Below are 14,329 nucleotides of genomic sequence, written 5' to 3' on the forward strand. Positions count from 1 at the left end.
GCGCCCCGCATTAACGCTTCCCCGTCGCAGGCGATGAATTCGAGTAGTCGAATACGCGGGTTTCGGTGGGATGCCGGCGGGAGGATCAGCGCATGAAACGTCTGGTTGTGTGTTGCGACGGCACGTGGAAGGCCGAGTCGAGCAGCACGGTTTCGAACATAGTCAAGATCGCGCAGACGATCCGGTTCGATGCGCCCGGACCGGCGGGGGAGACGATCCAGCAGTGGGTCACCTACGTCTCCGGCCCAGGTGCCCGCGGATTCCTCAGCGATCGCCTGATGGGCGGCGCCTTCGGACTCGGACTCGAGGCGAACCTGTCGTCCGCCTACTGGCATCTGGCCTTGAACTGGGAGAAGGGCGACGAGATCTACATCTTCGGCTTCAGCCGAGGCGCCTTCACCGCCCGCAGCCTGGCCGGCCTGATCAACCGTGTCGGAATCATGACCCCCGAAGCGATGATCGAAGGCAAGTACCCGGATGCCCTGAACATCTATCGGCAGCGACCGCCCGCGCCGACGCGGGAGAACCCCGATCCGGCCGAGCCCGAGCAGTGGCAGGAATTCCGCCGGAAGCATTGCCACCGAGCGAAGATCGATTTCCTCGGCGTGTTCGACACCGTCGGCGCGCTCGGCGTCCCTGGCATCACCTCCCTGCGGCACCGCTTCCACGACGTCAAACTCTCCCGGCACGTGCACTGCGCCCGCCAGGCGCTGGCCATCGACGAGCGGCGGCGCAACTTCGAACCGGCCGTGTGGGAGGTGCCGGTCGAACCGACGGTGAAGTACCGGCGCGGCTTCGAGCGGGTCAAGCAGGTGTGGTTCCCCGGCGTGCACAGCGACATCGGTGGCGGCTACACCGAATGCGGCCTGTCCGACATCACGCTGCAGTGGATGGTCCGCGAGGCGGAGTCGGTCGGGCTGACCTTCGACCGGGACCGGCTGGCGGCGCTGTCGAAGCGCTGCGACCACACCAACGGCGACCACATGCGGCTGCACGATTCCCTGAGCATCGGCTACCGCGTCCTGAACGTGGTTCGGACGCTGCGTAATCCGCGCAGTCACCGGTTCCACTGGGATTCCTGGCGCCGGATGTCCATGCCCACCGATCAGGGCGTGCGGTTGTCCGCGAGCGCGCAGGACGCGCTGGACTACCATCCCGCGAATCTGCGACGCTGGCGCGAAGAACTGGGCGGTGTGATCCCGGAAGCGGCTTTCGAGCAGATCCGCGGGGTGTTCTCCAAGAAACTCGAGCAGGCGGGCGCGCCCGTGCCCGAGCCGTCAGCGCACCAGCAGCGCGACCGGCAGCCTGGCGAACATCTTCTCCAGCCTGGCCCGGCCCTGGAATGTGTGGCCGGTCAGCCGGTCGGTCCAGCTGCCCGCGGGTAGGTCGAGGAACGTATCGCTCCAGCCGGTCTCGGCCAGGCTCACGCTGTGGCGGGTGGCGGCGACGATGACCTCGGGGGCCTCGCCCGCGCGGCCGCGGGCGTAGGACACCACCTTCGACGCGTGGTCGCCGGTGGCGAACAGCGGCCGGTACGTGCCGCCGACGAAGCATTCGGGACGTTCGCGGCGCAACCACAGCGCGTAGGCGACGATCCACATCTTCGCCGCGCCGGTGGTATCCAGCGCGGGCGTGCCGGTGAGCGATTGCAGCATGCCCGCACGGGCGGCGAAGTCCACCGGCCTGCGGTTGTCCGGGTCGACGAGGGAGTCCTCCCACAGCTCGCAGCCCTGGTAGACGTCCGGGATGCCCGGGCCGCACAGCTGTAAGAGCTTCTGCGACAAGGCGTCCGACCAGGCGTGCGGGGCCAGTTCGTGCACCAGGTCGCCGAGTTCGGAGCCCACCGGGCCATCGATCACCGCGTCCAGCCACGCGTGCACCGCGGCCTCGAACTCGGCGTCCGGCTCCTCCCAGGAGGTCTTGCTGTTCGCCTCCCGCATCGCCTTCTCGGCGAACGCGTGCACACGCTCACGCAGGCCGGGCACCGATGCGGCCGGTCGCCCGTCCGCTGGCCACACCCCGAACATGTTCTGCAGCAGGAACAACGCCGTCGCACCGTCCGGCGCGGGGGCGGTCTCCAGCCAGGAGTCGACGTTGCGCGCCCAGGTCTCCGCGGCCTGGGACAGCACGCCGATGCGGGCGCGCACGTCCTCGCCGCGCTTGGTGTCGTGCGTGGACAGCGTCGTCAGAGTGGCGGGCCAGCGTTGCGCGCGCTGGCTGTTGGACAGGTGGAACTCGTTGAGCGAGTGGCCGAAGCGCGCCGGGTTGCCGCCGACCTCCTGCAACGAGACCAGCCGCGCGGCCTGATAGAACATGGTGTCCTCGACCGCCTTCGCGGTCACCGCGCCGCAGACCTGGCTGAAGCGCATCGCCGCGGCCCCGTCGGCGGCCAGCGCCGCGACCAGGACCGCCAGCGGCGCGGTGAGTTCGCTGTTGCGTTTCTCCACCTCGGCGATCACCGCGCCCGTCATCCCGGACAGCGGCGCGTAGTCGGCCCGGTAGACCGGCATGAACGCCAGCACCTCGATGGTGGCGTTGGTCAGCGCCATGGTGTCGAAACTCTCGGCGTTCGCGTCCTGTTTGATCGCGGCCACCAGCCGCCGGACCTCTGGCGTCAGAATGGTTTCCGCGACCGCGCGCTTGATCCGGTGTTCGGTCTCGCCGATCCAGGCCCGGTCGCTGCCGTGCCCGGCCACCCGGCGCGAGAGTTCGGTGAGCGCGTGCTCCCCGCGCGGATCGATCAGCACGCCGCCGAAGTCGGCCAGCGCCTCGTAGCCGGTGGTGCCATCGATGGGCAGCGTCGCGTCCAGCGGCTCGCGGTTGGCCAGGATCTTCTCCACCAGCAACAGCCGGTGCGGGCCGATCAGTCTGCGCAGCCGGGTGAGGTAACCGGCGGGATCGGCCAGACCGTCCGGATGGTCGACCCGCACGCCGTCGATCAGGTCGTGCTCGCACCACGCGGCGAGCTCGCGGTGGGTGAGCTCGAAGACCTCCGGGTTCTCCTGACGGATCGCGGCCAGGCTGCTCACCGCGAAGAAACGCCGATAGGTGCACAGCCCGGCCTTCCAGCTCACCAACCGGTAGTGCTGTTTGTCGTGGATGCGCAGGGCGTTGTCGCCGTCGGTGCCGGGCGCGATCGGGAAACGCAGATCGTGCAGCGCGAGCATCGGCTCGGCGCCGGTGCGGTCCACGGTCAAGGCGGCCGGGTCGTTCTCGCTCTGCAACACCGGCAGCGCCAGCCTGCCGCCCGCGCCGTTGCCGGGGCTCCAGTCGATGTCGAAATACGGCGCGAACCGCGACTCCTGGCCGTTCCGCAGCACGTCCCACCACCAGGCGTTCTGTCGCGGATCGGCGACGCCGACGTGATTGGGCACCAGGTCGACGATCAGTCCCATGCCGCGGCTGCGCACCTCGTCGGCGAGTGCCTTGAGCCCCGTCGGCCCGCCGAGGGCGGCGGAGACCGTGGTCGGGTCGGTGACGTCGTAGCCGTGCGTCGAGCCGTGCGCCGCGGTCAGGATCGGCGACAGGTACAGGTGCGAGATGCCCAGCTGCTGAAGGTATTCCGCGATGGCGCGGGCCTCGGCGAAGGTCAATGCGTCCGGTCGCAGCTGTAGCCGGTAGGCGCTGCGGATCGTCGTCTGGCGGGCGGGCTTGCGTCGGAGGGACACCGGGTCGGTCACGTGCATCTCGGTGGGATCGGGTGCGTTCATCGGCATTCGGGTCAGGCGGCCTGGCGGAGGACGAGGAGACAGCGAGCTTCGACGGTGACGGCCGCGCCGCCGGCGTACCGGGCGTCGGTCATGCCGGTCGGGGTCGAGCAATCCAGTGCCACCGACCATTCCGCGCCGTCGCCGGTGCTCGGTAGCACGAAGTCGATAGCCGCGTCGTGGGCGTTGAAACACAACAGGAACGAGTCGTCGGTGATCCGCTCGCCCCGCGGGCCCGGCTCGGGGATCGCCTCGCCGTTGAGGTAGACCGCCAGCGACTTGCCGAATCCGCTGTCCCAGTCCGCCCCGGTCATCTCCTCGCCGGACGGGGTGAGCCAGGCGATGTCGCGGGCGTTGTCCGCCGAACGGACCGGGCCGCCCGCGAAGAAGCGGCGGCGCCGGAAGACGGGGTGCCGGGTGCGCAACGCGACCACGGCACGGGTGAACTCCAGCAGATCGGCGTTCTTCTCCCGCAGCGACCAGTCCATCCAGGCCAGCGGCGAGTCCTGGCAGTAGACGTTGTTGTTGCCGTGCTGGGTGCGGCCCATCTCGTCGCCGTGCGCCAGCATCGGCACACCCTGGCTGAGCATGAGCGTGGCCAGCAGGTTGCGGCTCTGCCGGTCGCGCAGGGCGAGGATGTCCTGGTCGTCGGTCGGGCCTTCGACACCGCAGTTCCAAGAGCGGTTCCAGCTCTCGCCGTCGCGGTTGTCCTCGCCGTTGGCCGCGTTGTGTTTCTCGTTGTAGGAGACCAGATCCCGCAGCGTGAACCCGTCGTGCGCGGTGACGAAGTTGATGCTCGCGCTCGGCCTGCGGCCGGTGGCCTCGTACAGGTCCGAGGAACCGGTGAGCCGAGAGGCGAACTCGCCCAGCGTCGCCGGTTCGCCGCGCCAGTAGTCCCGCACGGTGTCGCGGTACTTGCCGTTCCACTCCGTCCACAGGCCGGGGAAATTGCCCACCTGGTAGCCGCCCTCGCCGACGTCCCACGGTTCGGCGATGAGTTTGACCTGGCTCACCACCGGATCCTGCTGCACCAGGTCGAAGAACGTCGACAGCCGGTCCACGTCGTGCAGTTCCCGCGCCAGCGTCGCGGCCAGATCGAAGCGGAAGCCGTCGACGTGCATCTCCAGGATCCAGTAGCGCAGGGAGTCCATGATCAGCTGCAAGGTGTGCGGGTGGCGCACGTTGAGACTGTTTCCGGTGCCCGTGTAATCCATGTAGTGCGACGGATCGTCGTCGACCAAGCGGTAGTAGGCGGCATTGTCGATGCCGCGGAAGCAGATCGTGGGGCCGTTGTGGTTGCCCTCGGCGGTGTGGTTGTAGACGACGTCGAGGATCACCTCGATGCCCTCGGCGTGCAGCGCGCGCACCATCGCCTTGAACTCGGTGACCGCCGACCCGGCGCGATCCATCGTCGCGTACTCGCTGTGCGGCGCGAGGTAACCGAAGCTGTTGTAGCCCCAGTAGTTCCGCAGTCCCTGATCCAGCAGCACGCGGTCCTGCAGGAACTGGTGCACTGGCATCAGTTCGATCGCGGTGACCCCCAACCCCTTCAGATGGTCGACGACCGCCGGGTGCGCGATGCCGGAATAGGTGCCGCGCAATTCCTCGGGCACCTCGGGATGCGTCATCGTCATGCCCTTGACGTGCGCCTCGTAGATCACCGTCTCGTGGTACGGCCGGTTGGGCGGCCGGTCGGCGCCCCAGTCGAAGTACGGGTTGATCACCACGCCGGTCATGGTGTGGCCGAGCGAGTCGAGCCCGTGGGTGTAGAGCGAGGGGTGATCGTCGAAGTCGCCGTCGAAAGCCTTGCCGTACGGATCGAGCAGCAACTTGCTCGGGTCGCAGCGCAGCCCCCGGTCGGGGTCGTATGGGCCGTGCACGCGGAATCCATAGCGCTGACCAGGGTCGATTCCGGGCAGGTAGGCATGCCAGACGTACCCGTCCACCTCGTCGAGCGCGATCCGGTTCTCGGCTCCGTCGGCGTCGATCAGGCAGAGTTCGACCGCGTCGGCAACCTCGGAGAACACCGAGAAATTGGTGCCTGCGCCGTCGTAGGTGGCCCCGAGGGGATAGGCGGTGCCGGGCCAGACACCCAGAGGTGCCGCGTCACCGGGCGCTGCGTCGGGCTGAGCCATGGCAACGACAGTAGCGTCAGCCGGGCGTCCAGCGGTGCGGGTGGTTGTGGGTGACTGGATCGAACGAGGTCGGAGGCATTTTTCGCGCCATCGGGGGATGGTGCGAGCACCGAGCACGGCCCGCTGTGGCAACGCCGCGCAGTCTCGCGGCACAGCACGGGCGAACGGACCCACCGCCGCGTCGGCCTTGGCCCGAGCGGGGCGCGGTGGTCGCGAGCTCATCCGCAGCGGCGGTCGCGATGACGCGAGCCCTCGCCGGACGCGTCCGAGGTGCTGCGGCACGCGGTGCGTCGATACGGGTCACTGACAGCGACGGGCCGTGTGGTGCTCGACATAGCGGAAGCACACGCGACCTGGCGCATCGTGCGGCGGCTCGTGAGCGGGCGCGCGGCTCACTTCGCGGACGTGAGCGACCGCCGCCAGGTCTGCCCGACCAGGTCGTGCCCCCAGCTGTGGTGCGGGCTCTGGTCGACGAGCTCGAATCCCGCGCGCTGGTAGACGCGCCGCGCGGCGGTGAGCACGTCGTTGGTCCACAGCACGATCTCCCGGTAGCCCGCCGCCGTGGCGAAGCGCAGGCATTCGTCCACCAGCGCCGAGCCGACGCCGAGACCGCGGACGGTCGGCTCGACCAGGAGCAACCGCAGGCGCGCGGTGGTGTCGTCCTCGCGAACGCAGAAGACGCTGCCCACCGGGCGGCCGTCGGATTCCGCGATCCAGGCGCGCTCGCGCTGCTCGTCGCGGGAAGTCAGGTAGTCGGCCACGATGCGCACGATCAGTTCCTCGTAGGTCGCGTCCCAGCCGTATTCGTTCGCGTAGAGCTCCGCATGACGCTGGATCACCCAGCCGTAATCGCCGGAGCGCGGGGGTCGCAGCGAGAAGGCAGGTGCGTCGGCGGGCCGGTCCAAGATCTGCTGAATGGTTCGCATCGCCGTGATCAGGCGCGCGCGGGTCGCTTGCGGCTGCGCGTCGAGCAGCGCGCCCACTTCGTCGCTGGAGCGCTGATCGAGCGTCGCGAAGATCTCCCTGCCCCGGTCGGTCAGCCGGACCTCCTGGCGGCGGCCGTCGCTGCCGGAGCGGTTGCGCCGCACCAGGCCGGACTGTTCGAACCGGGCCAAAATGCGGCTGAGGTAGCCCGCGTCCAGGTCAAGCGCGTGTCGTAGCGCGACCACTTCGGTGGCGTCGGACGCGGCGAGCTCGAACAGTATCCGCGCCTCGGTGAGCGAGTAGCGGCTGTCGTGCAGTCCTTCGCGCAGCACGCCGATCACGCGCGTGTAGTGGCGGTTGAACTCGCGGACGGCGGCGATGTCGGCGGGGGCGGCGGCGGTCACGGCGGCTCCAATCTTTGACTTTGTCAAAGAATATTCCGCGGCGACGCCACTAGGTGGGGAAACTACAGAACTAGGCACGCCCTGGCGGCCCCGGCCAGCTCGGGTGCTAACTTGAACGGTGTTCAAGCCGCTCCGGGGCGACCCGGGCCGTGACGCGAGGATTCCTGTGGCACTGACCCCCGACCAGATCACCGCCCTCGACGCCGAGCACGTCTGGCATCCGTACGGCGGCTTCCCCGCGACGACCGAACCGCTGGTGGTGGCCGCCGCCGCGGGGACCAGGCTGACCCTGGCCGACGGACGCGAGCTGGTCGACGGCATGAGTTCCTGGTGGGCCGCCATCCACGGTTACCGGCACCCGGTGCTCGACGCCGCGCTGGTCGACCAGTCGCGGCGGATGAGTCATGTGATGTTCGGCGGGCTCACCCACGAGCCGGCGGCCCGGCTGGCCGAGCTGCTGGTCGAATCGACTCCGGCCGGGCTGGACAAGGTGTTCCTGTGCGACTCCGGCTCGGTGTCGGTCGAGGTCGCCGTGAAGATGTGCCTGCAGTACTGGCGTTCGCTGGGCAAGCCGGAGAAGCGGCGGCTGCTCACCTGGCGCGGCGGCTACCACGGCGACACCTTCACCCCGATGAGCGTGTGCGACCCCGAGGGCGGCATGCACTCGCTGTGGACCGACATCCTGGCGAATCAGCTGTTCGCGCCGGTGCCGCCGAGCGAGTACCACCCGGAATACACGGCGGAACTCGAGCGCATGATCGCCGCGCACGCGGGCGAACTCGCGGCGGTCATCGTGGAGCCGATCGTCCAAGGGGCGGGCGGGATGCGCTGGCATCATCCCGGCTATCTCGCCGACCTGCGCAGGTTGTGCGACGAGCACGGGGTGCTGCTCGTCTTCGACGAGATCGCGACCGGATTCGGCCGCACCGGAACGCTTTTCGCGGCCGACCTGGCCGGGGTGAGCCCGGATGTGATGTGCGTGGGCAAGGCGCTGACCGGCGGTTACCTCACCCTGGCCGCCGCGCTGTGCACTACGCGGATCGCCGAGACGATCAGCGCGGCGCACGGCGGGCTCATGCACGGCCCCACGTTCATGGGCAACCCGCTGGCCTGCGCGGTCGCCGTCGCGTCGATCGAGTTGCTGCGCTCGCGCGACTGGCGCGGCGAGGTGACCCGGATCGAAGCGGAGCTGGCTGCGGGGCTGGCCCCGGTGCGCGAGCTGCCGGGCGTGGTCGAGGCGCGTGTGCTCGGTGCGATCGGTGTGGTCGAGCTGGACCACCCGGTCGACATGCGCGCCGCGACCGACGCAGCGGTGGCGGCCGGAGTGTGGCTGCGTCCGTTCCGCAACCTCGTCTACACCATGCCGCCGTTCATCAGCACGTCCGGCGACATCGCCACGATCACCGCCGGCATGCGCGCCGCGGTCGCCGCGCAGATCGGTCGGTGACCGGTCAGGCGATCCAGGGCGGGACGATGGTGCCGTCGCTGTCCGGTGTGCCTGCCCGCGCCCCCGCGGGCGCGGTGACGATGGCGGTGAAGCCGTCGCCGGTGTGCACCTGTCGCAGCGTGTTCGGCGGGAGGATCACCGTATCCCCCTCGGTCGCGGTGAGTTCCGTGTCGTCGAGCGTGACGTGGAGCCGTCCGGCGAGGACGGTCCAGATCTGCTCGGCGTCGATGAAGTGCAGCGGTCCCGCGGTGTCGGCGGGCACCTCGACCCGCCACAACGCGAGTCCGGAGCCGCCCTGGGTGGGGGAGGCGAGCGTGGTCATGACACCGCCAGGGGTTTCGGTGCGGCGGGTGTCGGAGTGTCGGATGACGGTCATCTGGTTACCACCTCTAGAATAGACAACATGGTTGTCCATATAGTCAACGAGGTTGTCCATCATGTCAAGTGACAGGGGTGGCTATGAGCTGCCGCTGCGCATGCTGCTCGGCTTCCGGGCCGTGATCGACGAGGTGCACGCGGATCTGGCCGGGCACGGTCACGCCGAGTTGCGGCCGATGCACGGCTTCGTCTTCCAGGCGATCGGCCGCGCGGGCGGGCCGCACGGTTGCGCGGCCGCCGACCTCGGGCGCGCGCTCGGTGTCTCGAAACAGGCCGCGGGCAAGCACATCGAGGCGTTGGAGCGGCTGGGCTACCTTCGCCGCGGGCACGATCCGTCCGACGCGCGGCGCAAGGTCTACACGCTCACCGAACGCGCCGAGGACGTGCTGACCCGATCGGCGCGAACGTTCGACCGGATCCACGATCGCTGGGCGGAACTGCTCGGCGCGGATCGGCTGGCCGAACTGGAGCGCGATCTGCGTTTACTGACGCCCGGCGAGGTGTTCCGGCTGGATACGCCGAACTGGTTCACCGGTCCGTGAGCCGATCGGACGAACCAGGGCGGCCGTCGGCGAGCTCGGGACGATCGCTGTCGGACAGCATCTCCCACACCCGGAAGATGCAGTGGTAGTCGTCCGACCAGCCGCGCACCATCAGTAGATAGGTGTCACCGTCGCGGAGCACGACGCGGCGACCGCGCAGCTTGGGATGCTCCGGGGTGTAGGTGGGCAGCACGCCGGCCAGTTTCGCCAGCGCCTGTGCGCGCGTGCCGACCACTTCCGTCAGGATTCGGGGTGACCAGCGCTTGTGATCGCCCGAGCCCGTTGTTTCCTCGACGACTATCGCCCACCGCGGCATCCGGCCGTGTACCTCCCCGGTGCAGCTTGTCACCGCGGGCCGGTGACACCACCAACGATGGGCTCAACGGTACCAGCGGACCTGCGGGAGAGTGCCCTGAACGGTGTTCAAGTATGCTTCGGAGCTGTGACTACCGATCCGTTGAGCTGGTTGGACGAACGCGCTTCCGCGCGCGTGGCCGCGGGACTGCGCCGCGAGCTGCGGCCGCGCGCCCCGCAGGCGCCGTCGATCGATCTCGCCTCCAACGACTATCTCGGCCTGGTGCGCCACCCCGAGGTGATCGAAGGCGCGATCGAGGCGGTGCGCCGCTGGGGTGCGGGGTCGACCGGGTCGCGGCTGGTCACCGGCACCACCACCGAGCACGAACTGCTGGAGACCGAGTTGGCCGAATTCGTCGGCGCCGAAGCGGGACTCGTGTTCGCCTCCGGATACGCGGCCAACCTCGGCGCGGTGACCGCGCTGGCCGGGCGCGGTTCGCTGGTGATCTCCGACGCGGGCAGCCACGCCTCGCTGGTGGACGCGTGCAGGCTCTCCCGCGCCAGGGTGGAGATCGCGCCGCATCGCGACGTCGCGGCCGTGGAGCGGCTGCTGTCGGAGCGCGTCGAGGAACGTGCGCTCGTGCTCACGGATTCGGTGTTCAGCGCCGACGGCGATCTCGCGCCGTTGACCGAACTGCACCGGGTGACCAGGGCCAACGGGGCGGTGCTCGTGGTGGACGAGGCACACGGCATCGGTGTGCGCGGGGCGGGCGGGCGCGGGTTGGCGCACGAGTCGGGCCTGGCGGGGGCGCCGGATCTGGTGATCACCGCGACCCTGTCGAAATCCCTTGCCGCGCAGGGCGGTGTGGTGCTGAGCAGTGGCCGGGTGCGCGCCCACCTGATCGACGCCGCGCGCACGTTCATCTTCGACACCGGTCTCGCGCCCGCCGCCGTCGGCGCCGCGCGGGCCGCGTTGCGGGTGCTGCGCGCCCAGCCGGAGCTGGCCGAGCGGGTGCTGGCCCGCGCCGCGGACATCGCCGGGATCGCCGGTGTGCCCGCGCCGCCTTCGGCGGTGGTGTCGGTCGTGCTCGGTCCGGCGCAAGTGGCCTTCGACGCCGCGCGGGCGTGCCGAGCGCACGGGCTGGACGTGGGCTGCTTCCGTCCGCCGACGGTTCCGGAAGGCACGTCGCGACTGCGCTTGACCGCGCGGGCGAATCTCACACCGGCCGAACTCGACTCCATCGCGACGGTGCTCGGCGAAGTGCTGGCGCAGGCGCGAGAGGCGGTGCCCGCATGACCGTCCTGCTGATCACCGGAACCTCCACCGATGTCGGCAAGACCGTCGTCACCGCGGCCGTCGCCGCCGCGGCGATGGCGAACGGCCGTTCGGTGGCGGTGTGCAAGCCGGGGCAGACCGGTGTCGCGGTGGGCGAACCCGGAGACCTCGCGGAGATCCAACGGTTGTCCGGCGTCACCCGCACGCTCGAACTCGCCCGCTACCCGGACCCGCTGGCGCCCGACACCGCCGCCCGCCGGGCCGGGCTGCCGGAGCTGACACTCGCCGAGACCGCCGCCGCCGTCGATTCCCTGACCGACGCCGACCTCGTCCTGGTCGAGGGCGCGGGCGGATTGCTGGTGCGCCTAGGCGATTTCACCCTGCTCGACCTCGCCCAGAAACTCGGCGCGCCCGTCCTGCTGGTCACCGCGGCCGGGCTGGGGACGCTCAACCACACCGAACTGACCACCCGCGCACTGCAATCGGCGGGTGTGCGGTGTCAGGGCCTGGTGATCGGCTCTTGGCCCGCCGAACCGGATCTCGCCGCCGAATGCAATCGCATCGACCTGCCGCGCGTCAGCGGCGTCGACCTGGTGGGTTCGGTGCCGCAAGGCGCGGGCGGCTGGGAGCGTGCGCGATTCATCGCCGCCGCCCCGGGTTGGTTCGAGCCCGCCTGGTCGCCTTTCCGCTGATCGATGGCGTTTCCGCGACGCGAGTCTCCCCGAACGTGTCGGTGACCCCGCTGAGTGCGGACGCGCGACCCGTGTGCGGTGGCATCTGCGCGCGGAAGCGGTGCGGCAGTGGATGGTGCCAGACGGCAGGACCGGACACGTGCGCGAATTCGATGCCCGGGGAGATCGGCGTGTTCCGAATCACGCTCGCTTGCGCGACGAGCCCACGGTAGCGGCAAGGCCACCGCGCACAGCATTTCGCGCGGCCCGCACGAGCACCGTGGTGCAGATCATCGAATTCACGACCTGCGATCCGTCGGTGACGGCGAGCACACTATCAGCTACCTTGCGTTATGCGGAGGCCGGCACCGACATACAGGAGGTACCCGACGGTCTGCCGAACTGAATCGTGCTCGACGACAACGAACTCGGCCGACGGAACTCGCTGGGCAAACTCGCGGCCATGGCCGAGGCGGCACGCTGAACGATAGCGGGCTCATGGCGACCGCCCGCACCCGTGCCTACAGTGGGATGGATGTCGCCGATGGACGAGAGGCACCCGTCCACCGTCTCCGACTGGGACGACGCGCGACGCCGATCTCGGCTGCGGGACACGAGCCTGGGGCACGGGTGGAAGACGTTGCGCCGCACCAGGGTGACGCTGCTTCGGGTGGCCGCACTGCTGCTGGCCGGACTCGTGGTGTTCGCGCAGTACTGGAAGTACGACGTCGCGCCGGAACAGGCGCGACTGGCGCGCACCGAGCCCGCCATCCTGCCCGTCGCCCCGCCGGTGGACCCGCAGAACTGGGACACCGTCGTGGTGGATCTGGTCGGGCTCGGCGGGCTCGACGCCAGTGACACCGCCGCCGCGCTGCCCGCTCTGCGCAGGATGGGCATGGTGTGGGCGATCCGCTACGACAATCAAGGTATCGACACCAAGGTGATCGCCGACCTCGTCGTGCGCGCCGCCGAACTGTCGGGCCTGCGCAACATCGTGCTCGTCGGCCACAGCATGGGCGGCGTGATCGCACTGGAGGTCGCCGAGCACATCCACCGGGACAGCGACCGCAGACTGGTCGGGGTGATCCTGGACTGCACGCCGGTCGACCTGAACGCGGTCCGTCCGGAGAGTCGCGGGCGCGGTGAGGACATGCTGCGGTGGATGGGCTGGCTGCCCGGTGCGCGGGAAAGCCGCATGCTCCGGCTGGCCGTGGAGACCTACGCTCGCCGGGACCGTTTCGTCGACCGGGGCGACGGGCTGCCCGGCATCCGGTTCGGCCAACTGGGCCAGGTGCTGGCGGAAGTGATGCGGGAGAAGATCGTCTCGCGCGACGCGGCGAGCAACGGTCTGATCGAATCCCAGTTCACCGCAATCGTGGCCGGTGGCGCGACGGACGACCTGCGCGCCCTCGCCCAGCCCGTGGCAGACAAGCCACGGCCCGCCATCGTCTTCATCCGGCCGCGCGACGCGAGCGCCGACCGCGTGGTCGACGTCGAGTACTCCCATCGGGTGCTGATCGAGCGGTCCGGCGGAGTGGACGGCACGCTGCTGGTGGTGCTGGCGCGAAACACCGGGCACGCGAATCCGATGCAGCGGCCCCGGGAATACAACACGGTGATCGAGCAGCAGATTCTGCCGTTCGTGCAGCGCTACCAGCAGCAGGTCCGGTCGACGACGGTGGCAGCGCCGCCCCGCTGAGGGGTTCGAACCAGGCTGAGACAAAACGTTTTCGCGCCGGTTTCGTCTTGTTCTAATTCGCCTTATGTTCCGACCAAGTACGTTCCGGTCCGGCCTCCGTGGCCGCGCGACCGCCGCATTGCTCGCCGTGGCGACCGTTGCGACCCTCGGACTCACCGGCTGCGCGAAGGACGACAAGCCGGTCGGTCCCACCGCCGAAGGACCACTGCCGACCGAGGTTCCCGCAGGCACCACCCTCGTGGTCGCCGACCAATCCGAGCGCCTGCAATCGGTGCTGCGCATCTCCGGCGAGCTCGACAAGCTTCCGTTCAAGGTGGAGTTCGCCAACTTCGTCGGCGGTCCCGCCATCCTGGAGGCGTTCCGGGCGGGCGCCGCCGACGTCGCCCAGGTCGGCGACGTCCCGCCGATCCACGCCTTGGTGGCCGGGCAGGACGTCCCGATCATCGCGTCCTACCAGACCAGCACCACCGCCCTGAAACTGGCGGTGGCGCCGGGCAAGTCGGTGACGAAGCTCGCGGACCTGAAGGGCAAGAAGATCGCCTACGCGGAGGGCACGGCACAGCAGGCCGCCGTGCTGCGCGCCATCGACAAGGCCGGGCTCACCACCTCCGACGTGCAGCTGGTCCGGCTGCAACTGGCCGAGTTCCTCGATGCCGTGCGCACCGGCCAGGTCGACGTCGCGCCGCTGATCGAGCCGAACGTCACCCGGTTCCTGCGCACGCCGGGCACCTCGCTGGTCCCCGACTCCGAGACCGTATGATCCGGCCCCTGGAAAGTGAGCCAGGGTTACGAGAGCTGAGACTCGGGCTGGATGGCGTGCCACAGCGTCTCATACTCGTCAGGGCTGAGGTG

The 14,329-nt window shown here is 69.6% G+C and carries 13 protein-coding genes; 8 read left to right on the forward strand and 5 right to left on the reverse strand.

All coding sequences use genetic code 11. The features are described from left to right. Positions 1-92: 92 nt before the first annotated feature. Positions 93-1,385 carry a DUF2235 domain-containing protein gene (locus ACIA5H_RS35425; RefSeq protein WP_397080450.1) on the forward strand — a complete coding sequence of 431 codons (1,293 nt, stop codon included), beginning with the start codon at positions 93-95 and terminating at the stop codon, positions 1,383-1,385. On the opposite strand, the gene treY is transcribed toward ACIA5H_RS35425, so the two are convergent. From treY to ACIA5H_RS35440, 3 genes are all read right to left on the reverse strand, one after another. Next, positions 1,278-3,686: a malto-oligosyltrehalose synthase gene (gene treY, locus ACIA5H_RS35430; RefSeq protein ID WP_379255705.1), complete on the reverse strand. Its 2,409-nt coding sequence runs from the start codon at positions 3,684-3,686 to the stop codon at positions 1,278-1,280. The two genes, ACIA5H_RS35425 and treY, sit on opposite strands and share 108 nt — an antisense overlap. Before the next feature lie 35 nt (positions 3,687-3,721). Then, complete coding sequence (gene glgX / locus ACIA5H_RS35435; RefSeq protein WP_397080452.1) at positions 3,722-5,842, reverse strand: glycogen debranching protein GlgX; 2,121 nt, start codon at positions 5,840-5,842, stop codon at positions 3,722-3,724. A gap of 392 nt (positions 5,843-6,234) precedes the next feature. After that, complete coding sequence (locus ACIA5H_RS35440) at positions 6,235-7,170, reverse strand: GNAT family N-acetyltransferase (RefSeq protein ID WP_397080454.1); 936 nt, start codon at positions 7,168-7,170, stop codon at positions 6,235-6,237. A gap of 166 nt (positions 7,171-7,336) precedes the next feature. Here ACIA5H_RS35440 and ACIA5H_RS35445 point away from each other — a divergent pair, with 166 nt between their 5' ends. Continuing rightward, positions 7,337-8,617 carry an adenosylmethionine--8-amino-7-oxononanoate transaminase gene (locus ACIA5H_RS35445; protein ID WP_397080456.1) on the forward strand — a complete coding sequence of 427 codons (1,281 nt, stop codon included), beginning with the start codon at positions 7,337-7,339 and terminating at the stop codon, positions 8,615-8,617. Between the two features lie 4 nt (positions 8,618-8,621). On the opposite strand, the gene ACIA5H_RS35450 is transcribed toward ACIA5H_RS35445, so the two are convergent. Next, entirely contained in the window at positions 8,622-8,993 is a 372-nt protein-coding gene (locus tag ACIA5H_RS35450) for a cupin domain-containing protein (protein WP_397080458.1), read from the reverse strand. Positions 8,994-9,054: 61 nt separating this feature from the next. Between ACIA5H_RS35450 and ACIA5H_RS35455 the strand changes: the two genes are divergently transcribed. Further along, positions 9,055-9,537: a MarR family winged helix-turn-helix transcriptional regulator gene (locus tag ACIA5H_RS35455; protein WP_397080460.1), complete on the forward strand. Its 483-nt coding sequence runs from the start codon at positions 9,055-9,057 to the stop codon at positions 9,535-9,537. Here the strand turns inward: ACIA5H_RS35455 and ACIA5H_RS35460 are convergent. Further along, positions 9,524-9,886 (reverse strand): hypothetical protein, encoded by a 363-nt coding sequence (locus tag ACIA5H_RS35460; RefSeq protein ID WP_379255660.1) that lies wholly within the window; start codon positions 9,884-9,886, stop codon positions 9,524-9,526. The genes ACIA5H_RS35455 and ACIA5H_RS35460 overlap by 14 nt on opposite strands. Before the next feature lie 93 nt (positions 9,887-9,979). Between ACIA5H_RS35460 and ACIA5H_RS35465 the strand changes: the two genes are divergently transcribed. The 5 genes from ACIA5H_RS35465 (at position 9,980) to ACIA5H_RS35485 (ending at position 14,237) form a co-directional block, all read left to right on the forward strand. Next, positions 9,980-11,128 (forward strand): 8-amino-7-oxononanoate synthase, encoded by a 1,149-nt coding sequence (locus tag ACIA5H_RS35465; protein ID WP_397080463.1) that lies wholly within the window; start codon positions 9,980-9,982, stop codon positions 11,126-11,128. Continuing rightward, positions 11,125-11,799, forward strand: a complete 675-nt coding sequence (gene bioD, locus ACIA5H_RS35470; protein ID WP_355078301.1) for a dethiobiotin synthase — start codon at positions 11,125-11,127, stop codon at positions 11,797-11,799. Before ACIA5H_RS35465 ends, bioD begins: the two co-directional genes overlap by 4 nt. 139 nt (positions 11,800-11,938) lie before the next feature. Next, the gene (locus ACIA5H_RS35475; protein WP_397080465.1) at positions 11,939-12,184 is read left to right on the forward strand and encodes a hypothetical protein; all 246 of its coding nucleotides are present in this window, start codon (positions 11,939-11,941) and stop codon (positions 12,182-12,184) included. A gap of 129 nt (positions 12,185-12,313) precedes the next feature. Then, positions 12,314-13,477: an alpha/beta fold hydrolase gene (locus tag ACIA5H_RS35480; RefSeq protein ID WP_397080467.1), complete on the forward strand. Its 1,164-nt coding sequence runs from the start codon at positions 12,314-12,316 to the stop codon at positions 13,475-13,477. Between the two features lie 64 nt (positions 13,478-13,541). Continuing rightward, complete coding sequence (locus ACIA5H_RS35485) at positions 13,542-14,237, forward strand: ABC transporter substrate-binding protein (protein ID WP_397080469.1); 696 nt, start codon at positions 13,542-13,544, stop codon at positions 14,235-14,237. Positions 14,238-14,329: the final 92 nt, after the last annotated feature.

The sequence above is a fragment of the Nocardia sp. NPDC051900 genome (assembly GCF_044452545.1).
In the GTDB taxonomy this organism is placed as follows: domain Bacteria; phylum Actinomycetota; class Actinomycetes; order Mycobacteriales; family Mycobacteriaceae; genus Nocardia; species Nocardia sichangensis.

Excerpts from the sequence above, each read along its gene's own strand:
- ACIA5H_RS35425 (WP_397080450.1), top strand. The coding sequence starts at position 93 with ATGAAACGTCTGGTTGTGTGTTGCGACGGCACGTGGAAGGCCGAGTCG.
- treY (WP_379255705.1), bottom strand. The coding sequence starts at position 3,686 with ATGCACGTGACCGACCCGGTGTCCCTCCGACGCAAGCCCGCCCGCCAG.
- glgX (WP_397080452.1), bottom strand. The coding sequence starts at position 5,842 with ATGGCTCAGCCCGACGCAGCGCCCGGTGACGCGGCACCTCTGGGTGTC.
- ACIA5H_RS35450 (WP_397080458.1), bottom strand. The coding sequence starts at position 8,993 with ATGACCGTCATCCGACACTCCGACACCCGCCGCACCGAAACCCCTGGC.
- ACIA5H_RS35455 (WP_397080460.1), top strand. The coding sequence starts at position 9,055 with ATGTCAAGTGACAGGGGTGGCTATGAGCTGCCGCTGCGCATGCTGCTC.
- bioD (WP_355078301.1), top strand. The coding sequence starts at position 11,125 with ATGACCGTCCTGCTGATCACCGGAACCTCCACCGATGTCGGCAAGACC.
- ACIA5H_RS35480 (WP_397080467.1), top strand. The coding sequence starts at position 12,314 with ATGTCGCCGATGGACGAGAGGCACCCGTCCACCGTCTCCGACTGGGAC.
- ACIA5H_RS35485 (WP_397080469.1), top strand. The coding sequence starts at position 13,542 with ATGTTCCGACCAAGTACGTTCCGGTCCGGCCTCCGTGGCCGCGCGACC.